Annotated in this window: 15 protein-coding genes; 9 read left to right on the forward strand and 6 right to left on the reverse strand. The window is 67.0% G+C overall.

From position 1 onward, the window contains the following. Positions 1-18: 18 nt before the first annotated feature. Entirely contained in the window at positions 19-3,393 is a 3,375-nt protein-coding gene (locus CEY09_RS03495) for a transglutaminase family protein (RefSeq protein ID WP_088587560.1), read from the reverse strand. A 71-nt stretch (positions 3,394-3,464) separates the two neighbouring features. Next, positions 3,465-4,262 (reverse strand): transglutaminase family protein, encoded by a 798-nt coding sequence (locus tag CEY09_RS03500; RefSeq protein WP_088587561.1) that lies wholly within the window; start codon positions 4,260-4,262, stop codon positions 3,465-3,467. Positions 4,263-4,750: 488 nt separating this feature from the next. On the opposite strand from CEY09_RS03500, the gene CEY09_RS03505 reads away from it, so the two are divergent. Genes CEY09_RS03505 through CEY09_RS03525 form a run of 5 tightly spaced genes read left to right on the forward strand, consistent with a single transcriptional unit; the run spans position 4,751 to position 9,633 of the window. Continuing rightward, complete coding sequence (locus CEY09_RS03505) at positions 4,751-5,404, forward strand: hydrolase (RefSeq protein ID WP_088587562.1); 654 nt, start codon at positions 4,751-4,753, stop codon at positions 5,402-5,404. A gap of 13 nt (positions 5,405-5,417) precedes the next feature. Beyond that, positions 5,418-5,708, forward strand: coding sequence for a XapX domain-containing protein (locus CEY09_RS03510; RefSeq protein WP_006222989.1), 291 nt, complete (start codon positions 5,418-5,420; stop codon positions 5,706-5,708). After that, positions 5,701-7,608: an amidohydrolase gene (locus CEY09_RS03515; RefSeq protein WP_088587563.1), complete on the forward strand. Its 1,908-nt coding sequence runs from the start codon at positions 5,701-5,703 to the stop codon at positions 7,606-7,608. The genes CEY09_RS03510 and CEY09_RS03515 overlap by 8 nt, the downstream gene beginning before the upstream one ends. After that, positions 7,605-8,015 (forward strand): DoxX family protein, encoded by a 411-nt coding sequence (locus tag CEY09_RS03520; RefSeq protein ID WP_088587613.1) that lies wholly within the window; start codon positions 7,605-7,607, stop codon positions 8,013-8,015. The genes CEY09_RS03515 and CEY09_RS03520 overlap by 4 nt, the downstream gene beginning before the upstream one ends. Then, positions 8,002-9,633 (forward strand): MFS transporter, encoded by a 1,632-nt coding sequence (locus tag CEY09_RS03525; protein WP_088587564.1) that lies wholly within the window; start codon positions 8,002-8,004, stop codon positions 9,631-9,633. The genes CEY09_RS03520 and CEY09_RS03525 overlap by 14 nt, the downstream gene beginning before the upstream one ends. 13 nt (positions 9,634-9,646) lie before the next feature. On the opposite strand, the gene CEY09_RS03530 is transcribed toward CEY09_RS03525, so the two are convergent. Continuing rightward, the gene (locus tag CEY09_RS03530) at positions 9,647-10,759 is read right to left on the reverse strand and encodes a cyclic nucleotide-binding domain-containing protein (RefSeq protein ID WP_088587565.1); all 1,113 of its coding nucleotides are present in this window, start codon (positions 10,757-10,759) and stop codon (positions 9,647-9,649) included. A gap of 291 nt (positions 10,760-11,050) precedes the next feature. Between CEY09_RS03530 and CEY09_RS03535 the strand changes: the two genes are divergently transcribed. From CEY09_RS03535 to CEY09_RS03550, 3 genes are all read left to right on the forward strand, one after another. Further along, the gene (locus tag CEY09_RS03535; RefSeq protein ID WP_088587566.1) at positions 11,051-11,950 is read left to right on the forward strand and encodes a helix-turn-helix domain-containing protein; all 900 of its coding nucleotides are present in this window, start codon (positions 11,051-11,053) and stop codon (positions 11,948-11,950) included. Between the two features lie 8 nt (positions 11,951-11,958). Further along, a complete protein-coding gene (locus tag CEY09_RS03540) occupies positions 11,959-12,792 on the forward strand; it encodes a helix-turn-helix domain-containing protein (RefSeq protein WP_208625037.1) in 834 nt (277 codons plus the stop codon). A gap of 596 nt (positions 12,793-13,388) precedes the next feature. Then, a complete protein-coding gene (locus CEY09_RS03550) occupies positions 13,389-15,596 on the forward strand; it encodes a metallophosphoesterase (RefSeq protein WP_088587568.1) in 2,208 nt (735 codons plus the stop codon). A gap of 87 nt (positions 15,597-15,683) precedes the next feature. Here the strand turns inward: CEY09_RS03550 and CEY09_RS03555 are convergent, their stop codons facing one another. The 3 genes from CEY09_RS03555 to garD form a co-directional block, all read right to left on the reverse strand. Further along, entirely contained in the window at positions 15,684-16,685 is a 1,002-nt protein-coding gene (locus tag CEY09_RS03555) for a Bug family tripartite tricarboxylate transporter substrate binding protein (RefSeq protein ID WP_088587569.1), read from the reverse strand. A 71-nt stretch (positions 16,686-16,756) separates the two neighbouring features. Continuing rightward, positions 16,757-17,824 (reverse strand): SMP-30/gluconolactonase/LRE family protein, encoded by a 1,068-nt coding sequence (locus CEY09_RS03560; protein WP_088587570.1) that lies wholly within the window; start codon positions 17,822-17,824, stop codon positions 16,757-16,759. A gap of 60 nt (positions 17,825-17,884) precedes the next feature. After that, positions 17,885-19,459 carry a galactarate dehydratase gene (gene garD / locus CEY09_RS03565; protein WP_088587615.1) on the reverse strand — a complete coding sequence of 525 codons (1,575 nt, stop codon included), beginning with the start codon at positions 19,457-19,459 and terminating at the stop codon, positions 17,885-17,887. A gap of 244 nt (positions 19,460-19,703) precedes the next feature. On the opposite strand from garD, the gene CEY09_RS03570 reads away from it, so the two are divergent. Next, positions 19,704-20,122 (forward strand): dihydrodipicolinate synthase family protein (locus tag CEY09_RS03570; protein WP_208625039.1); only part of this gene is annotated, 419 nt, incomplete at its 3' end.

Genomic DNA, 20,122 nt, shown 5'->3' on the forward strand with positions numbered 1-20,122 from the left:
TTCAACATGCGGTAAGGCTCAATCGTGCCTCAAATCCAGCGAGAACGGAAATTCCCGGCTGACGACAGCGGGCGCGACGTCCATGCGCCCCGGCGTGTGCCCGGTCTTCTCGAACCGCGCCAGTCGCCGGCTTTCGGCCTCGTAGGAGTTGACCGGGAACGACTCCGGATTCAGCCCGCCCGGATGCGCCACGTGGTATTTGCAGCCGCCCAGCGAACGTTGGTTCCAGGTGTCGACGATATCCACCGTCAGCGGCACATGCACGGCAATCGTGGGATGCAGCGCCGACGGCGGCGCCCACGCCTTGTAACGGACGCCCGCCACGTATTCTCCAACCCGGCCGGTGGGCTGCAAGGGCAGCGCGCGGCCGTTCACCGTCACAACATAGCGGTTGTCGTTCAAGCCCGATACCCGGATCTCCACCCGTTCCAGCGACGAATCCACGTAGCGCACCGTCCCGCCGGACGAGCCCTCTTCGCCCATGACGTGCCAGGGTTCCAGCGCGCCGCGCAATTCCAGGTGGATGCCGCGCGCCGCCACGTCGCCGAACAGCGGAAAGCGGAACTCGAAATGCGGGTCGAACCAGGCCGAGTCGAAGCCGTAGCCCGCCTCGTTCAGGTCGGCCAGCACGTCCTCGAAATCCATCTTCACGAAGGTAGGCAACAGGAAGCGGTCATGCAGTTCGGTGCCCCAGCGCGTCAGGCGCGCCGTATAGGGCGTCTTCCAGAAGTGCGCGATCAGGCCGCGCAGCAGCAGTTGCTGCGCCAGGCTCATGCGCGCATGCGGCGGCATTTCAAAGGCGCGCAGCTCCAGCAGCCCCAATCGCCCCGTGGGGCTGTCGGGCGAATAGAGCTTGTCGATGCAGAATTCCGACCGGTGGGTATTGCCGGTCACGTCCACCAGGATGTTGCGCAACGCCCGGTCGATCATCCAGGGCGGCACGGAATCGCCCTGCTGGGCCACGCGCCGATGAATTTCCTGAAATGCCAACTCCAGCTCGTACACCTGGTCGTTGCGGGCCTCGTCGATGCGCGGCGCCTGGCTCGTCGGCCCGATGAACAGGCCGGAAAACAGGTAGGACAGCGAGGGGTGGTTCACCCAGTACGCCAGCAGGCTGGCCAGCACATCGGGGCGGCGCAGGAACGGGCTGTCCGCCGGCGTGGCGCCGCCCAGCACGAAGTGGTTGCCGCCACCCGTACCGGTATGGCGGCCGTCGGCCATGAATTTTTCGGTGGACAGCCGGGTCTCGAATGCCGCCTCGTAGAGGAATTCGGTGTGGTCGACCAGTTCGGCCCAATTGCTGGCCGGATGGATGTTGACCTCGATGACGCCCGGATCGGGCGTCACCTGCAGCACCTTCAATCGCGGATCGCGCGGCGGCGGATAGCCTTCCATCACGATCCTGGCTTTCAGGTCGCGCGCCGTGGCCTCGACCTGGGCAACCAGCGCCAGGTAGTCTTCCAGGCGCGGCAAGGGCGGCATGAACACGTACAGGATGCCATTGCGCACCTCCACGCACATCGCGGTGCGCGTGAGCCAGGCCGCGGATTCGAACTTGGCCGGCTGCCGCGCCTCGGGCACGTCCACACCCGGTCCGCCGCGCCCCGCGCCGTTCACGACGGGCGCTTCGCCGTTGCGCGAACCGAGCGGACCGCCCGGCTCCTGGCGCGCCGTGGCGCGCACGTTCTGCGTCAGCAACTGGGCGGGCCCGGGCAGCGACCGCCGCGCATCAAACGGGTCGCGCTCGACCGCCACGGGCGCGTCGGCCTCGTCCACCCAGGGCAACGAATCCAGGGGCAGGCGGTATCCCATTGGGGAATCGCCTGGGAACAGGTACATGCGCTCGTCCCGCAGGAACCAGGGGCCGGACACCCACGAACCGTCCTCGCCCGCCTGGATCGGCAAGGCGTATCCCACCACGCTGTCCAGCTTCTGCTCGAATACGCGGCGCAGGCGTGCGCGCTCCATCTCGTCTTCCAGCCGCGAATCGAAGGGGTCCACGTTCGCGGGCAGGCGGCGTTCGCGCCACAGGTAATAGAACACGTCCTCGTAACCGGGCACGACGGTCTGCCCGCCGACGCCCAGCCGCTCGCACAGCCGCGCCATGAAGCGCCGGGCATCCGCCACCGTGTACGCGCTGCGCTGGCGCTCGTCGGCGAACAACGTCGGGTCTTCCCAGCAAGGCTGCCCATCCGTGCGCCAATAGATCGACAGCGCCCAGCGCGGCAACTGCTCGCCCGGATACCACTTGCCCTGCCCGAAATGCAGGAAGCCGTTGCCGCCGTAGCGCGTGCGCAGCCGGTTCAGCAGTTCCAGCGCATAGCCGCGCTTGGTGGGCCCCAGCGCGGCGGTGTTCCACTCAGCGCCCTCGCGGTCCGACACGGACACGAAGGTGGGCTCGCCGCCCATCGTCAGGCGCACGTCCATGTGGTCCAGATGGTCGTCGATCTTGTCGCCCAGGTCGCGGATGGCGTGCCATTGCGCGTCGGTATAGGGCTTGGTCACGCGCGGCGACTCGAACACCCGCGTGACTTCCATGGTGTGCGTGAATTCGACCTCGGCCTCGTCGACCGCGCCCGTCACCGGCGCGGCGCTGCCCGGCTCGGGCGTCGCCGCCAGCGGGATGTGGCCTTCGCCCGCCAGCAGGCCCGAGGTCGGGTCCAGCCCGATCCAGCCCGCCCCCGGCAGATAGACCTCGCACCACGCATGCAGGTCGGTAAAGTCCGATTGGGCGCCGCTGGGGCCGTCCAGCGCCCGCACGTCCGGCTTCAGCTGGATCAGGTAGCCCGACACGAAGCGCGCCGCCAGCCCCAGGTGACGCAGCGCCTGCACCAGCAGCCAGCCCGAATCGCGGCACGACCCGGCATTGCGCGCCAGCGTCTCTTCAGGCGTCTGCACCCCCGGCTCCATGCGGATCAGATAGTTGATTTCCTGATGGATCTGCTGGTTCAACCCCACCAGGAAATCCACGGTGCGCTGCGGCCGCACGTCCACGCGCGTCAGAAACTCGGCAAAGCGCGGCGTGGCCTGGCCGCACACCAGGTACGGCGCCAGTTCGCGGGCCAGGCCGTCGTCGTAGGTGAAGGGGAAGGTCTCGGCGTCCGGCTCCAGGAAGAAGTCGAACGGGTTGTAGACCGCCATTTCGGCAACCAGGTCCACGGTGATCTTGAATTCCCGGGTCTTGCCCGGGAAATTCAGCCGCGCCAGGTAGTTGGCAAAAGGATCCTGCTGCCAGTTGATGAAGTGCTCGGCTGGCTCGATGGTCAGCGAATACGACAGGATGGGGGTCCGGCTGTGAGGCGCGGGCCGCAGGCGCAGCACTTGCGCCGAGAGCCCGACAAGACGGTCATATTTGTATTGCGTAACGTGCTTGAGTGCTACGTGGATCGTCACTGCCTTCTCCGGGTCGACTGGGGGCTGCCGCAAAGGCAGCCAAAGCACTGCATGGGGAACACGTGGGGGGTTCAGTGGCTGGTCTGCACCTGTACCGATACATCCATTGACAGCGCGGCGGCGGCGCCGTGCAACCAGCGCACGGGCGAGGCCGATTCATAATCGCGCGCCACCGCCAGCCGGCAATGGCCGTCCGAAGCGAAGCAGGCGTGGCTGACATCCACGCTGACCCAGCCGTGCCGGGCCAGCCAGACGTCCGCCCAGCCATGGTTGGCGGCCTCGTCGCCTGCCACATGCCAATAGCCGCTGACGTAGCGGGCCGGCGTACCGAAGGCGCGCACGCAAGCCAGCAGAAGATGGGTGTGGTCCTGGCTGCCGCCCCGCCCTGCCGCCAGCACCTGCGCCGCCATCATCGGCGCATCGTTCAAACCCGGCGTGTACGCCACCCGTTCGCGGATGGCGGCGCTTAGCCTCAACACGTCGTCGGGCGTATGCATGCCGCGGGGCGCCACGTGGCGGCAGAAGTCGCGGATGGTGTCGTCGCACTGGGTCAGCGCGGTGGGCACGCCGTAGATGTAGACCGGCAGGCGTTCGTCCTCGTCGCCCACATGGCCCTGGGCCAGCGGATGGATGTCCACCTGCCCCACGGCGTGGATCTCGATTTCGCTGTGGGTGCGGTGCAAGGTCAGCGTGTGGATGACGTTGCCGTAGGCATCCACCTGCGGCTGGATCTCGCCGGGCGTCTGGATCTGCCACCGCAGCGCATGCTGGTGGTCATCGCGCCGGGGCGTCAGGCGCAGCGTCTGGATGCTGTAGTTCACCGGGGCGGCATAGCGGTAGCGGGTCACGTGCTTGATGAGATGCTTCATGAAGGTCTCCAAGGGTCACGCTGGCAACATCGGGGCCGTCCGCCCCCTGGTCCGGCAGGCACGACGATTGATAGTAGCAATGGTTCGTTGAAATAATTAAGCAACTTGCATGCCAAGTTGCCGGGCGCGGGGGCCTGTCGACAATCGCCCGTCGTTTGCGCGTGCCTGCCGCGCGGGCTACCCCCGGAATGTGGCCCCGAATGCCCCTGAAACGCCCCGGGCATGCCCATTTAGCGGCACTTGGCACCAGACCGGTGCGCGGGCGGCCCCTTATCGGACTCCGTCGTGCCGGGGTGGCGCCCGCCGCCTGCCGCGCAGTTTTTACAACCCATTGCAAAATTGTTCCGCAAGCGACCAGGGGCATCCGGCGCATGGCAGCCCGCAAGCGCAATCACAATCTTCAAACCGGCGGACAATCGTTCAATACGCGTTGCGGGCCGGGTGGCACATTGCAGGGAATTCCCCGCAGGCATCCCAAGGAGACCTCCATGCCCGTCACCGCCACCCCAACCCCCGGCGCCAAACTGCTGTCCCCCAAGGACCACACGCTCATCATGATCGACTTCCAGTCGCAGATGGCGTTCGCCACGCATTCCATCGACGCGGTCACACTGCGCAACAACGCCGGTCTGGTCGCGCATGCCGCCGCCGGCTTCGGCGCGTCCGCCATCCTGACGACCGTTGCCGAAAAGAGCTTCTCGGGCCCGATGTTCGACGAAGTGGTCGCGCCGTTTCCCGGCCAGAAGCTGCTGGACCGCACGTCCATGAACACCTGGGAAGACGCGGCCGTGATCAAGCAGGTGAACCAGATCGGCAAGACACGCATCGTGCTGGCCGGCCTGTGGACCAGCGTCTGCATCGTCGGCCCGGCACTGTCGGCGCTGGACCAGGGCTTCGAGGTCTACGTCATCACCGACGCCTGCGGCGACGTGTCGGTGGAAGCCCACAACCGCGCCATCGAGCGTATCGTGCAAGCAGGCGGCCAGCCGATCACCGCGCTGCAGTATCTGCTGGAAATGCAGCGCGACTGGGCGCGCACGGACACCTATGAGATGACGACCGGCATCGCCAAGAAGTTCGGCGGCGCCTACGGCCTGGGCATCATCTACGCCAAGTCCATGTTCAACGCCCACGAAAGCTGACCGGAGCGCGCCGATGAAGGTCTACCTGGTATCGCTGGGACTCGGCCTGCTGGTCGGGGTCATCTACGCGCTGTTCAACGTGCGGTCACCGGCCCCGCCGGTCATTGCGCTGGTAGGCCTGCTCGGCATCCTGGCTGGGGAACAGATCCCCCCGCTGATCAAGCGCCTCATGGCCGACGACGCCACCCGCACGTCCTGGCTCCAGCAGCAGGTCAAGCCGCATATGTTCGGCCAATTGCCCAGTTGCCCGAAGCCGCCCGCCCAATCCCCCCCCGACGCCTGTGGAGACAAGCGCAATGGCTGACACTCCGACCTCGGCGCGCGACGGCGCGCCCGACCTGATCCTGCATCAAGGCCGCTTCACCACGCTGGACCCGGCTCGCCCCACTGCCGACGCGGTCGCCATCAAGGACGGCCGCTTCACGCGCGTCGGCACGGCCGCCGACATCCTGCCGCTGGCCGGACCCGGCACGAAGGTCATCGGCCTGAACGGCCGCAGCGCGTTGCCCGGGCTGATCGACAACCACCTGCACATCATCCGCGGCGGCTTGAACTACAACATGGAACTGCGCTGGGATGGCGTGACCAGCCTGGCGGACGCCATGGCCATGCTGCGCCGGCAGGTCGCCATCACCCCCGCGCCGCAATGGGTGCGGGTGGTGGGCGGCTTCACCGAGCATCAATTCGCCGAAAAGCGCCTGCCGACCATCGAAGAACTGAATGCCGCGGCGCCCGACACGCCGGTGTTCATCCTGCACCTGTACGACCGCGCGTTGCTGAACGCCGCCGCCCTGCGGGCCGTGGGCTACGACAAGACCACGCCCGCGCCCCCGGGCGGCGAGATCGTGCGCGACGCGGCCGGCAATCCCACGGGGCTGCTGCTGGCCAAGCCCAATGCGTCGATCCTTTACGCCACGCTGGCCAAGGGGCCGAAGTTGCCCTTCGAATACCAGTTGAATTCCACGCGGCATTTCATGCGCGAACTCAACCGGCTGGGCGTCACCGGCGCCATCGACGCCGGCGGCGGTTTCCAGAACTACCCCGAGGACTATCAGGTGATCCAGCAACTGGCCGACGCCGGCCAGTTGACGATCCGCCTGGCCTACAACCTGTTCACGCAAAAGCCCAAGCAGGAAAAGGAAGACTTCCTGAAGTGGACCGCCACCTCGCAATACAAGCAAGGCACGGACTACTTCCGCCACAACGGCGCCGGTGAAATGCTGGTGTTCTCGGCGGCCGACTTCGAAGACTTCCGCCAACCGCGCCCGGAAATGGGCCCGGAGATGGAAGGCGAGCTTGAGGACGTGGTGCGCATCCTGGCGCAGAACCGCTGGCCCTGGCGCCTGCACGCCACCTATGACGAAACCATCTCGCGCGCGCTGGATGTCTTCGAACGCGTCAACCAGGACGTGCCGCTGGCTGGCCTGAACTGGTTCTTCGACCACGCCGAAACCATTTCCGAGCGATCCATCGACCGCATCGCCGCGTTGGGCGGCGGCGTGGCCGTGCAGCACCGCATGGCCTACCAGGGCGAATACTTCGTCGAACGCTACGGCGCCGGCGCGGCCGAAGCCACGCCGCCCGTCAAGCGCATGCTGGAACGAGGCGTCAACGTGTCCGCCGGCACGGACGCCACCCGCGTGGCGTCCTATAACCCCTGGGTCTCGCTGTCCTGGCTGATCACGGGCAAGACCGTGGGCGGGCTGCGGATTACGCCGCAGCGCAACTGCCTGGACCGCGACACCGCGCTGCGCATGTGGACCGAGAACGTGACGTGGTTCTCGAACGAACAGGGCAAGAAAGGCCGCATCGCCGAAGGCCAGTTGGCCGACCTGGTCATACCCGACCGCGACTTCTTCGCCTGCCCCGAATCGGATATCGCCGACACCAGCAGCCTGCTGACGGTGGTGGGCGGCAAGGTGGTGTGGGGCGCCGGCGAGTTCGCCGCGCACGACGAAGCCGCGCCGCCGCCCGCCATGCCGGACTGGTCGCCCACCCGCCTTTTCGGCGGCTACGGCGCCTGGGGCGATAGCGAAGGCAAACCATTACAGGCGACGCTGCGCGAGGCAGCCGCCGCCTGCGCGTGCGCGAACGGCTGCAATGTCCATGGCCATCAGCACGCGGGCGCCTGGGCCAGCACGCTGCCCGTGTCGGACCTGAAGGGCTTCTGGGGCGCGCTGGGCTGCGCGTGCTGGGCCGTATGACGATGCCGGCGGTATTCACGTCGCCGGCCGTGCGCTGGCTTGCCCTGCTGGCGCTTTGCGGCGCGTACGTGCAAGGCGGGCTGGTGAAGCTGATGGACTTCAACGGCGCGCAGGCTGAAATGGCGCATTTCGGCCTGCATCCCGCCCATCTGGCGGCCGCTGCCGTTATTCTGCTGGAACTGGGCGCCAGCGCCTTGGTCCTGACCGGCCGGTTGCGCTGGCTGGGTGCCCTGGCGCTGGCCGGCTTCACCGCCGCGGCGGCGCTGATGGCCAACCGGTACTGGGAAGCGCCTGCGGACGCGCGTTTCATGACCATGAACGCCTTCTACGAGCACATCGGACTGGCTGGGGCATGGGTCCTGGTCGCCTGGCATGACCTGACGGAGCGCACGCATGGCCGGCGTTGACCACAATACCCCCCCTCCCGCCGCCATCAGCGGCATGGCCCCGCTCAAGCACACGCTGTTCGCCGTGCTGTGGGGCGCCACCATCCTGGGCAATATCGGCAGCTTCATGCGCGACGTGGCCAGCGCCTGGCTGGTCACGGACTTGTCGTCGAACCCCGCCGCCGTCGCCATGATGCAGACTGCCGCCACCTTGCCGGTTTTCCTGCTGGCCATTCCCGCCGGCGTGCTGTCCGACATCCTGGACCGGCGCCGCTTCCTCATCATCATCCAGGTCCTGCTGGCTTGCGTCAGCTTCACCCTGCTGATGATGGCCAAGACCAATACGCTGACCGTCGAATACCTGATCGCGCTGACCTTCCTGGGCGGCGTGGGCACGGCGCTGATGGGTCCGACCTGGCAGGCCATCGTCCCGGAACTCGTGCCCAAGGCGGAACTGAAGACCGCCGTCGGCCTGAACTCGCTGGGCATCAATATCGCGCGCGCCTTGGGACCTGCCGTGGGCGGCCTGCTGCTGGCGGCGTTCGGCGCCGCCGCAGCCTACGGCGCGGATGTGCTCAGCTACGTGTTCGTCATCGCCGCGCTGTTGTGGTGGAAACGGCCCAAGAAGGTGGATGACGGCCTGTCCGAACAGTTCTTTGGCGCCTTCCGCGCCGGCGTGCGCTTTGCGCGCGCCAGCCGCGACCTGCATGTGGTGCTGCTGCGCGCGGCGGTCTTCTTCATCTTCGCAAGCTCAGTGTGGGCGCTGCTGCCGCTGGTGGCACGCCGCATGCTGGGGGGCAGCGCGGGCTTCTACGGCATCTTGCTGGGCGCAGTCGGCGTGGGCGCGATCCTGGGCGCGGTGATATTGCCGATGCTGCGCCGGCGCCTGAACACCGACGGCCTGGTGCTGGCCGCGGCCGCCGTCGCCGCCATCGTCATGGCGGCGCTGTCCTTCGCGCCGCCGCAATGGGCGGCGGTCCTGCTGTTGCTGCTGTTGGGCGTAGGCTGGATCGTCGCCCTGACCACTTTCAACGGCGTGGCGCAATCCATTCTGCCCAATTGGGTGCGCGGGCGCGGACTGGCGATCTATCTGATGGTGTTCAACGGCGCCATGGCCGCCGGCAGCCTGGGCTGGGGCCTGCTGGCGCAGGAGATCGGCGTTCCGGCCACCTTGCTGGCGGGTGCCGCGGGCCTGCTCGGGGCCGGCCTGGTCCTGCACCGCATGCGCCTGCCCCAAGGCGAGGCCAATCTGGACCCGTCCAACCACTGGCCCGAACCGCTTCTGGATGCGCCCGTCGAACATGACCGCGGCCCGGTCATGGTGCAGATCGAATACCGCATCCGGGTGCAGGACCGCCCCGCCTTCCTGCAGGCGCTGCAAGCCGTGGCCGAAGAGCGCCGCCGTGACGGCGCCTATGCCTGGGGGATCGCGGAACACACCGGCGATCCGGAACGGGTGCAGGAATGGTTCCTGGTGGAGTCCTGGGCGGAACACCTGCGCCAGCATCAGCGCGTGTCGCAAGCCGACGCGGACCTGCAGGGCGAAGCCCAGCGTTTTCACATCGGACCGGACAAGCCCGTGGTGCATCACTTCCTGGCGCTGGACATGCGACAGGCGAAGCCCGGCCCGACGACCTGACGGTGCGCCGGGTTCAGTGCGCGGACGCGTCCAGGAAGCGGTGCACCACCCGCACCGACGCGGCGCCTTCGCCGATGCAGGCCAGCACGTGCTTGACCGAACCCGCGCGCACCGCGCCCGCCGCAAAGACGCCCGGCTGCGAGCTTTCAAAGGCCCGGGCCTGCATCGACCCGGCGGCCGCGCGGCCGGTATGGATGTAGCCCCAATCGTCCGTATCCAGGTAGCCATCCAGCCATGCCGTGTTGGCCTGCGCCGCGGGCTCCCCCACCCCATCCTGCCGCATGCCAGTTGCCACGATCAGGCTGCGGGCTTCGACCACCTGCCCGTCGTCCAGCCCGATCCGGTAGGGGTAGCCGCTACCGTCGAAACTGCGGGCGACGCGGCTAGGCAGCACGTGCGAACCGAAGCGCCGGCTCTGGTCCTCGGCCCGTCGCAACAGCCCTCCGTCGCACAGGCCCGTGACCGTGCCGGGAAAGCCTGGCAGCGCGTCCGCACCGGGCAAGTCCGCCCGGCACCGCAGACGACCCACCAACAGCGTATGCAAGCCTTCGGATGCCGCGTAGGCCGCAGCCGCCAAGCCCGCCGTACCGCCGCCCACGACCACCAGGTCAAGCACAGGATCGGCTTGCCCGACGCCCGCCGCAGACCGGAGGATCGCGCCCCCATAGGGGCGCTGCCGCACGTAGCCGATGCGCCGCAGCATGAAAGCGCGCAGCACGATCTCGGCCAGCGGCCGGTCAGCCAGAAGCAGCTTGGCCAGCGCCGGCCGGTCGACCCGCAGCAGGCGGCTGGGGCAATCGGCGCGCAACGTGACGGCATTGGGCCGGTCGGTGAAGAGGTCCAGGCTGCCCGTGAATTCGCCGTCGCGGTGCAGCAGCAGGCTATGCATGGCGCCGTCGGCCTCGCATTCCAGCACCTCGACATAGCCTTCCAGCACGATGTAGAACGCCGCCTCGCGGTCGCCGGAATTCAGCAGCACGCTGCCGGCGGGCACGGCGATCGTCTCGCCATACGGCGCCACCTGCGCGACCTGGGCGGACGACAACATCGGAAACGCCTGGGCATGCAAGGTTGCCAGGCTGGCGGGCGCGTCGGCGGGCGTCGGGCCGGTAAAGGGACGGGTCATGGATTGGCTCACGGATCATCCGCGCGTGGCGCGTACTGCACCCAACATAGCGTTGCCGGTCCGCCAAGTCTTGTGCACTTGACGCCTGATTTGTACAAAAGAGCAATGATCGCACTATTGAAGGCGCACTAGTCCTCCCAGCTGCGGCATCGCGCTTTTGTCCAAATCGGGACACTTGCGTCCAATCATTTGCGCTTGCGCATGCCTAATATGACACGCGGACGCAACCGCCAAGGTTTATCCTGTTCCAGACCATGACACCTTCCGCCCCTCCCGCCCAGGCGCCGGACCATGACGCAATGGCCTGATGCGCCTCCCAGCCTGCGGCACGTCTATCCGGGCGCGTCGATCCAGGCCATTCGGACCAGCCCGGCCTGCGGCGCGGGCCTGGAAATCCTGCGTGTGGGCTACGCGCTGCCCGATTTCGGCGTGGCGCGCTCCGAGGACGACGGCGACGATTTCCTGCTGAGCCTGTCGCTGACCGACAGCCATCGGGTGCTGTATGAAGGGGGCCAGCCCCACCTCATGCCCGTGGCCGCTGAGGCCTTGACGATACGCCGCGCCAGCGCACCCTACCGCGCCGAGCTTCGCACGCCGTTCGATTTCCTGTATTTCCGCATCCCTCCCAAATCACTGGAGCGGCTGTCGGAAGACCTGGGGCTGCCCCACGTCGGGGACCTGTCATGCCTGCCCGGGCAATCCGATCCGGTGCTGGCCGGCCTGGGCAATGCGCTGCTGCCCGCGCTGGGCGCACCGGGCACCGCCGATCCTCTGTTCATCGACCATATCGCGTTGGCCGTCCAGGTTCACGTGGCGCAGAAGTATGGCGGCGCCGCACTCTGCCAGGCACCGGCGCGCGGCGGTCTGGCGGGGTGGCAGGAAAAGCTGGCCAAGGACACGCTGGCGTCGGACCTGCTGGCCAACGTGTCGATCAGCGACGTGGCCCTTGCCTGCGGATTGTCGCGCAGCTATTTCATCAAGGCCTTCCGCCAGACGGTGGGTACGACGCCGCACCGCTGGCTGCTTGAACACCGCGTTGAGAAGGCCAAGCTGATGCTCCTGAACTCCGGCCGCTCCGTGGCCGGGATCGCCGGCGACTGCGGCTTTTCGGATCAGGCGCACCTGACCCGCGTCTTCGCCAGCACCGTCGGCGTCCCGCCCGCGGCCTGGCGCCGCCAGCACCGGAACTAAGGTCGGCCATGCCGCAACGCGTCCAGATCCAGGCCTCCGACATGACGGTCACGCGCATGCGCAGCCACCGCGACGACTTGCCGCCCGGCCCGCCCATCCCGGTGCAGGATGCCTTCAGCGTCATCGTCCAGCTACAGGACTTCCGCGCCCACACCTTGTGGCGCGGCAATCGCATCGCCTACCAGGGCGGGCATGCGAAAGGCGTGGTGGCCATCACCCACCTGGGCGACCAGTGGCGATGCGACCACCGGTCGGCCTTCGACAACATCCGCTTCCAGCTGCCGCGCAGCGCACTGGATGCGTTTTCTTCCGAGACGTCGCGCCCGCGCATATCTGGATTCGATTGCATGAACGGCACCCAGGACCCGGTGATCTACCACCTGGCTTGCGCGCTGGCGCCGACGCTGCTGCATCCCCAGCAGGCCAGCCGGCTGTTCATGGACCAGATCAGCGTGGCCTTGCAGGCCCATGTGATGCATGCCTATGGCCATGCCGCAGCGCCGGCCCTGGAAACCGCAAGCAGCCATTTGTCGCCGGGGCAGTTGCGCCGCGCCACCGAATTGCTGGCCGCCAACGTCGGCGGCGACCTGTCGGTAGCCGACATCGCCGCCGAATGCGGCCTGTCGCGCAGCTATTTCATCAAGGCGTTCAAGGGCAGCACCGGCAAGACACCGCACCGCTGGCTGACCACCTACCGCATCGAACGTGCCTGCGCCCTGCTGGCGCAAGGCGGATGGTCCATCGCGGCGGTGGCGCTGGCCTGCGGCTTCGCCGATCAAAGCCATCTGACCCGCGTCTTCACCCAACAACTGGGCACCACGCCCGGCATGTGGCGCCGCTAGCGCAAGCGCAGGGGGCGGTGGCGCCGCCCTGCAGGCTAGCGCGGGAGCGCGGGCCCGGGCGTCAACGGCCCTGCGGGCTGGCCGGGCCGCGACGGCATCGGTGGCAATTTCGGCTGGCTCGGCCCGCTCCAGGCGGGTGACGGACCGCGATCGGCGCCGGAGGCGCCGGGCGCGGGATAACGCGATTCGCCGCAACCCGTACCCAGGCAGGTGGGCGGCGTACGGCCTGGCTCGACGGTCCGGGGGCAGGACGTGCCCACGCAGTTGTCCGGCAACGTGCGTGCCGAGGGCGGCGGCGATGGAACGCTGGGTACGCCGTCCCGCGCCAGCGCCGGGCCACAGGCCAGCGCCATCCACACCGCCGCGATCAGGGTTTTCATCGTCATGCCTCCTCAGGCTGCACGCTTTCGAGTGTGCGCCCATCCCCTGCCTGCCGCAAGGCGCGGGCGCAAAACTATGGCGCCAAAATTGGATGTTTTTCGCGCCACGTCACGGGGATGTCATCTGCCCTGCCTAGACTGGCGCCGCTGAAACATTCAGTCTGCAGTCAACAGAACGACAGCCGTTCAACAGTCCCCTCACCTTCTTTCGATCCCATGCCGAACCCCTTTCCGTTCGGGCGCCGACCTGTCGCCCGCGCCCTCGCCTTTTCCTTGATCAGCCTGCTGGCCGCTTGCGGCGGCAGCGACGACGACGACGCAGCGCAGCCCGAAACGCCGCCGCCGGTCACCCCGCCCGTCACGCAACCCGAACAGCCTGCTGGCACCCAGGTGGCGTTCATGCCCGACGTCCATTTCCATGACGTGTACGCCACGTTCAAGGACGGATCGTTCCCGGGCGTGCCCAACCAGAAGACCGGCCGCAACGCGACAATCCGGACGATGCAGGCGCAGATGACGTCCACCCGGCTGTTCAACGAAAACTACTTCGCGTTCCTGGCCGCGCTGGATGACGCCGTGGCGCGCGGCGTGAAGTTCATCGCGCTGCCGGGCGATTTCTCGGACGACGGCCAGCCGGTGCACATGCGCGGGTTCCAGAAGATCCTGGACGACTACCACGCCCGCTACGGCATCGAGTTCTTTGCCGCGCCGGGCAACCACGACCCCAACCGGCCGCTGGCGCGCGCCGGCGGCAAATCCGACTATCTGGGCATTGATTCCGCCACCGGACGCCAAGGCGCCCAGCAGGCGATCTACAGCCGCGGCGGCAACGGCGATTGCTCCTCGGGCTACTCGGGCGACTGGGCCAAGGTCAACAACACGTACTGCACGGAAGAAGTGCAGGAACTGGGCTACGCCGGCATCACCGAATCGCTGGCGCAGCATGGCTTCATGCCCAAGCCGGCCTACCGCTACTACGAGACGCCGTACAGCAACTACACCTATAGCGGCTATTCGTACGAAAAGGCGCTGGCGCAGGCCAACTGGGCCACCCGTCAGTACGAGATCTGCAAGGAAGGCACGGGCGGCTCGTATCGCCAGCCCAGCTATACCTTGTGCCGTTCGGTGCCCGACACCAGCTATGTCGTCGAACCGGTCGAAGGCGTCTGGCTGGTGGCCATCGATGCCAACGTCTACGTGCCCACCGGCCCGGGCGCCAACGACTTCGCGGGGTCTGGCGACGCCGGCTACAACAAGATGCTGACGCACAAGCAGCATGTCATCGCTTGGCTGAAAGACGTGGTGGCGCGCGGCAAGGCGTCGGGCAAGCAGGTCGTGGCCTTCAGCCACTTCCCGATGAGCGAGTTCTTCAATGACGCGTCCGACGACATTACGGCGCTGCTGGGCGCGGGCAAGATGCAGATGGTGCGCCGCCCGGCCGAAGACGTGACCCGCGCGCTGGCCGAAACCGGCCTGCAGATCCACGTGGGCGGCCACATGCACTTCAACGACACCGGCGTGCGCCACTATGACGGCGACCATGCGCTGTTCAACATCCAGGCTCCGTCCATGGCGGCCTACGTACCGGCCTACAAACTGCTGCGCATGAAACCGGACAGCACGGTGGAAGTCGAAACGGTGCGCATGGACGAGGTCCCGCGCTATGACGAACTGTTCGAGCACTACCGTGCCGAACACGCCTTCTTCACGGACTTCCCCGCGCAGGTGCCCGGCGGCACGCTGTGGAGCGCCTCGATCCTGGACGCCCGCAACTATGCCGACTTCAGCTCGCGCTACATGTCCGAACTGGTGCGCTTGCGCCTCTTGAACGACGACTGGCGCTGCGAAATGCGTGAACTGGTGAAAAGCCCGCTGAACGGCTCGCACCTGCTTGTGCTGTCGCAGCTGCAGACCAACGTCACCTTGAAGGAATTGGCCAACACCGGCGGCCAGGGCCTGTTCTCGTCCGCCTTCTTCGGCTGCCTGGCCGAAGCGGGCGGCAGCGGCACCAGCAATCCGGCCTACGCGACGGACTACGCCGCCGCCGAAGTGCGCGCCCGTGCGCTGGCGCAAGCCAACGGCATGCGCCTGGAAGACTTCGACGCCTGGAAGGCGCTGGATCTGGCGGGCGACTTCGTGCGCCTGGCCAACGCGGGCGACCTGGCCTTTGCGGACATCCCCGCCGCGCGCGCCCGCCAGTACAAGCTGCTGGCCCAAGCCCTGCAGTCGACCAACGCCAACCTGCTGGTCAACGGCAACCAGGTGCGCAACGACAACACCGCCGCGGCGGTGTTCCAGGCGCGCTTCAAGCCCCTGATGGCGATCCTGCTGAAGCTGGCGGCCGGCGCGCCGACCCGCCACTTCATCGTCGACTTGAAGACCAACACGTTGACGGACATGACGGCGGAAGTCTCGCCGTTCTGATCCCGGCCAGGCCGTGAAAACGCCGCGAGGCGCCGCGACCGGAATCGCGGCGCCTCGCGGCGTCTTGCGCTTTGGGAAATGCGACGATCAATCCAGCCGGATATCGGCGCTTTGCACGACCTTGGCCCAACGCGCGCGCTCACTGTTGAAGAACTGGGTAAGCTCCGCCGGATTGCGGGTCACGATCTCGGCGCCCTGTTCGTTCAACTGCGCCTTCACGTCGGGCTGGTTGACGATCTGCGCCATCAGCATCGCCAGACGCTCGGCCACGGGATCGGTCGTGGTGATCGGCGCCATCACGCCTTGCCACGTGCCCGATTCGAATCCCTTGACGCCTTGCTCGGAAATGGTGGGGATGTCGGGCACCAGCTGCATGCGTTCGCCCTTCGAAATCGCGATCGGGCGCAACTTGCCCGCCTTGATGTGCGGCAAGGTCGCCAGCAAGCCATTCATGATCACCTGGGTCTGCCCGCCGATGGTGTCGGTCACCGCCTGCGAACCGCCCTTGTAGGGCACGTATTCCCATTGGGCGCCGGTGGCCTGCTGCACCGCCACCGCGGCCAGGTGCGGCGCGCTGCCGATCGCGGTCACGGCGAAATTCAGGCGTTGCTGCTTCGACAGCTCCACCAGTTCCTGGACGGTCTTGGCAGGCACGTCGGGATGCACGGCCAGCACGTGCGGCGAATAGGCCAGCATGCTGACGGCGCGCAGGTCCTTGGACGGGTCGAACGACAGCTTGGTGTAGACGGACGGGCTGATCGCCAACGCGCCCACGTCGCACAGCAGCACGGTGTGGCCTTCCGCCGCCGATTGCACGACCAGGCCGGCGCCCAGGTTGCCGTTGGCGCCCGGCTTGTTCTCGACCACCACGGTTTGCTTGAGCGCATCGGCCAGGCGCGGTGCGAGAATGCGGGCGATGATGTCTGACGATCCGCCCGGCGGGTACGGCACGATGATGCGCACCGGGCGCGTCGGCCAGTTGGTGTCGGCGGCGGTCGCGGCGTTGGCCAGTCGCGCCCAGCCGGGCGCCAGCGGCGACAGGCAAAGCGCCGCGGCGCCGCCCAGGAACTGCCTCTTGCTTACGTTCATGCTGTCTCCACTCGTTTGATGTGTCGTCAATAAATCGGGCGCGGGCGGCTGTGCCGCCGCCTCGCGCGAATTCAGGCGGCGCCCCGCGTTTCCACGTAGAGCGCATACAGGGAATGGCTGCTGGCCATGAACAGGCGATTGCGTTTGGCGCCGCCAAAGCACAGGTTGGCGCAGCGCTCCGGCAGCCGGATGTGGCCGATGGGCTTGCCGGCGGGGTTGAACACCATCACCCCATCCAGCTCTTCGGACTTGGCGTTGGGCGCGCCATTGCTGCCCCAGCCGCACCACAGGTTGCCGTCCTCGTCGCACTTGATGCCGTCGATGGCGCCGGGCCCTTGCGCGTCGACGACGACCCGCTTGCCCGACAATGCGCCGTCCGCGCCAACGTCGTAGGCCCAGATCACGCGGTTGGGCTGGTGGCGTGACTCCACCACGTACAACAGCTTTTCGTCCGGCGAGAAGCACAGCCCGTTGGGGCCGGCCAAATCTTCCAGCGCGCGCGTCACGCGGCCGTCGGACGGATCAATCCGGTACACGCCATGGGGCAGCTCGGGCTTGGCCTTGTCGCCCTCCCAGTGGCCGCCGATGCCGAACGGCGGGTCCGTGAACCAGATGGCGCCGTTGCGTTGGCAGATGATGTCGTTCGGCGAATTCAAGCGCTTGCCGTCGTAGCGATCAGCCAGCACGGTGATGGAGCCGTCGTACTCGGTGCGTGTGACGCGGCGCGTCAGGTGTTCGCAGGCCAGCAAACGGCCTTGGCGATCGCGCGCCAGGCCGTTGCTGAAGTTGGCCGGATGTCGAAAGACGCTGACCGCGCCCGTGGTTTCGTCCCAGCGCAAGATGCGGTCATTGGGAATGTCGGACACCAGCAGATAGCGCCCGTCGCCCACCCACACCGGCCCTTCCAGCCAGCGAAAGCCGCTGGCCAGTTGCTCGACGCTGCTGCTGTAGATGCGGTACTTGGAGAACTCCGGGTCCAGAATGCGAATGGACGGATCCGGGTAGCGTTGCTGAGCCGTGAAATTGAATGAGGGGCCAGGGCCAGCGGGTTGCGCGTGCGCCAGTGCAACCGGGCCAAGCGCCAAAGCGGCGCCCAGCAGCCGGCGGCGGCCGGGTTGGGCCAAGGGGGCATGCTCCATCGGTGTCTCCTCTTATCGGTGTAATGCGATGGCAATCGGTGTGGCGCGAGGGCCGGAGCCTCAGGTCACCGGGCCGGGATTGAAGAGCGCCAGGGCGTTGTGCAGCTTGAGTTTTTCCGCACAGGTCTGCTGGCGGCCGCTGGCCACATCCAGCATCAGGCGAAACAGCTCCCAACCTACGTCTTCGATCGTCGCCTGGCCCGTCGCGATGCGGCCGGCGTTCACGTCCATCAGGTCGTGCCAGCGGCGCGCCAGGCTGTCGCGCGTGGCCACCTTGATCACCGGCACTTGCGCCAGGCCATACGGCGTGCCGCGCCCCGTCGTGAAAATGTGCAGGTTCATGCCGGCCGCCAGCTGCAAGGTGCCGCAGATGAAATCGCTGGCCGGCGTGGCCGCGAAGATCAAGCCCTTCTGCGTCAGGCGGTTGCCCGGCGACAGCACGCCGTGGATCGGCGACGACCCCGACTTCACGATCGAGCCCATCGCCTTTTCAACGATGTTCGACAGCCCGCCTTTCTTGTTGCCCGGGCTGGTGTTAGCGCTGCGGTCGGCCATGCCACGCTGCAGGTAATCGTCGTACCAGGCCATTTCCCGCACTAGCGCGTCCGCCACCTCGGGCGTGGCTGCGCGCGCGGTCAACTGGTCGATACCGTCGCGCACTTCGGTGTTTTCCGAAAACATGACCGTGCCGCCCGCCCGCACCAGCAGGTCCGTCGCAAAGCCCACGGCCGGGTTGGCGGTCACCCCGGAAAACGCGTCGCTGCCGCCGCACTGCACTCCGACCGTCAGGTCCGACACGGGGCAGGTTTCGCGCCGGCGCGCGTTCAGCTTTTGCAAATGGCGTTCGGCCGTGCGCATGATCAGGTCGATCATGGATTGGAAGCCGATGTTCTCTTCGTCCTGCAGCACGATGGTGTCCACGCCGTTGCCGTCGGCGCCCATGCCCTCGCCCGCCCGGATCGGAATGGCGCCCGGCGCCAGCAGCCGTTCGGGCTGCAGTTTTTCGCAGCCCAGGCTGACCACCATCGAGGTGCCGCCGAAATTGGGATTGCGCGCGATGTTGTGCAAGGTGCGGATGGGGATGGCGGCGCCCGGCGCATCGATGGCCACGCCGCAGCCGTAGGTGTGTTCGATGCCCACTACGTCATCCACATTGGGATAGCGCGGCAGCATTTCCTGGCGGATTCGCGCAACCGCGTGCTCGACCACGCCCTGCACGCATTGCACCGTGGTGCTGATGGCCAGGATGTTGCGCGTGCCCACGGTGCCGTCGGCATTGCGATAGCCTTCGAACGTATAGCCTTCCAGCGGCGGTAACGGTGTGATGCGCGTGCCCACCGGCAGGTCCTGCAAGGTGCGGGCCGCGGGCATGGTGGTGACGCGTTCGTTTACCCAGCTGCCGCGCGGCAAGGCTTTCGCCGCAAAACCGACCACCACGTTGTAGCGCACGACGGCATCGCCCTCGGCCAGGTCCGTCAACGCGACCTTGTGCCCTTGCGGCACCGCGTCCGCGAGTTGCAACCCGTCGGGTAGTACGGTGCCGGCGGGCAAGCCGCCCTCATTGGCCACGATCGCCACGTTGTCCTGCGGGTGAATCTTGATAAGCACGGGCGCTTGGTCTGCCGCAACCTGCATGAAGAATCCTTTTGCATAGCGGATGCGCGTGAATCCGGCATCCAGTACGTTATCGTACAACCTAAAGAATATCGCCGAACCGGGTCAAAAATAAATTCCGGGTTTCCCCTTGTCTACAAGTAGATCCATAGGGAAACAAGCCTTGAAACGAATAAAATCATGTTGTACGATGACTTACCTTTTCAACACCGTACACCGTTCAGGGCAGCAACCGCCCGCGACGGCCACACCGGATGAGCGCGCTATGACTACCCCGCAGGAACTCAAAGAAATCGTGTCTGAAGGGCTGCTGTCCTTCCCCGTGACGGACTTTGACCAGAACGGCGATTTCAACGCCAAGACCTACGCCGCCCGCCTCGAATGGCTGGCCCCGTACGGCGCTACCGCCCTCTTCGCCGCAGGCGGCACCGGCGAGTTCTTCTCCCTGGCTCCCCAGGAGTATTCGGACGTCGTGCGCACCGCCGTGCAGACCTGCGCCGGCAAGGTGCCGATCCTGGCAGGCGCAGGCGGCCCCACCCGCACCGCCATCGCCTACGCCCAAGAGGCCGAGCGCCAAGGCGCCAAGGGCATCCTGCTGCTGCCCCACTACCTGACCGAAGCCTCGCAGGACGGCATCGCCGCCCACGTCGAACAGGTCTGCAAGTCGGTCAAGATCGGCGTCAT

It is taken from the genome of Achromobacter marplatensis, from assembly GCF_002209535.1.
GTDB lineage: Bacteria > Pseudomonadota > Gammaproteobacteria > Burkholderiales > Burkholderiaceae_B > Achromobacter > Achromobacter marplatensis.

What these genes read in the sequence shown, in the direction of transcription:
- CEY09_RS03500 (WP_088587561.1), bottom strand. Translation starts at nt 4,262, where the DNA reads ATGAAGCATCTCATCAAGCACGTGACCCGCTACCGCTATGCCGCCCCG.
- CEY09_RS03505 (WP_088587562.1), top strand. Translation starts at nt 4,751, where the DNA reads ATGCCCGTCACCGCCACCCCAACCCCCGGCGCCAAACTGCTGTCCCCC.
- CEY09_RS03510 (WP_006222989.1), top strand. Translation starts at nt 5,418, where the DNA reads ATGAAGGTCTACCTGGTATCGCTGGGACTCGGCCTGCTGGTCGGGGTC.
- CEY09_RS03515 (WP_088587563.1), top strand. Translation starts at nt 5,701, where the DNA reads ATGGCTGACACTCCGACCTCGGCGCGCGACGGCGCGCCCGACCTGATC.
- CEY09_RS03520 (WP_088587613.1), top strand. Translation starts at nt 7,605, where the DNA reads ATGACGATGCCGGCGGTATTCACGTCGCCGGCCGTGCGCTGGCTTGCC.
- CEY09_RS03525 (WP_088587564.1), top strand. Translation starts at nt 8,002, where the DNA reads ATGGCCGGCGTTGACCACAATACCCCCCCTCCCGCCGCCATCAGCGGC.
- CEY09_RS03530 (WP_088587565.1), bottom strand. Translation starts at nt 10,759, where the DNA reads ATGACCCGTCCCTTTACCGGCCCGACGCCCGCCGACGCGCCCGCCAGC.
- CEY09_RS03535 (WP_088587566.1), top strand. Translation starts at nt 11,051, where the DNA reads ATGACGCAATGGCCTGATGCGCCTCCCAGCCTGCGGCACGTCTATCCG.
- CEY09_RS03540 (WP_208625037.1), top strand. Translation starts at nt 11,959, where the DNA reads ATGCCGCAACGCGTCCAGATCCAGGCCTCCGACATGACGGTCACGCGC.
- CEY09_RS03550 (WP_088587568.1), top strand. Translation starts at nt 13,389, where the DNA reads ATGCCGAACCCCTTTCCGTTCGGGCGCCGACCTGTCGCCCGCGCCCTC.
- CEY09_RS03555 (WP_088587569.1), bottom strand. Translation starts at nt 16,685, where the DNA reads ATGAACGTAAGCAAGAGGCAGTTCCTGGGCGGCGCCGCGGCGCTTTGC.
- CEY09_RS03560 (WP_088587570.1), bottom strand. Translation starts at nt 17,824, where the DNA reads ATGGAGCATGCCCCCTTGGCCCAACCCGGCCGCCGCCGGCTGCTGGGC.
- garD (WP_088587615.1), bottom strand. Translation starts at nt 19,459, where the DNA reads ATGCAGGTTGCGGCAGACCAAGCGCCCGTGCTTATCAAGATTCACCCG.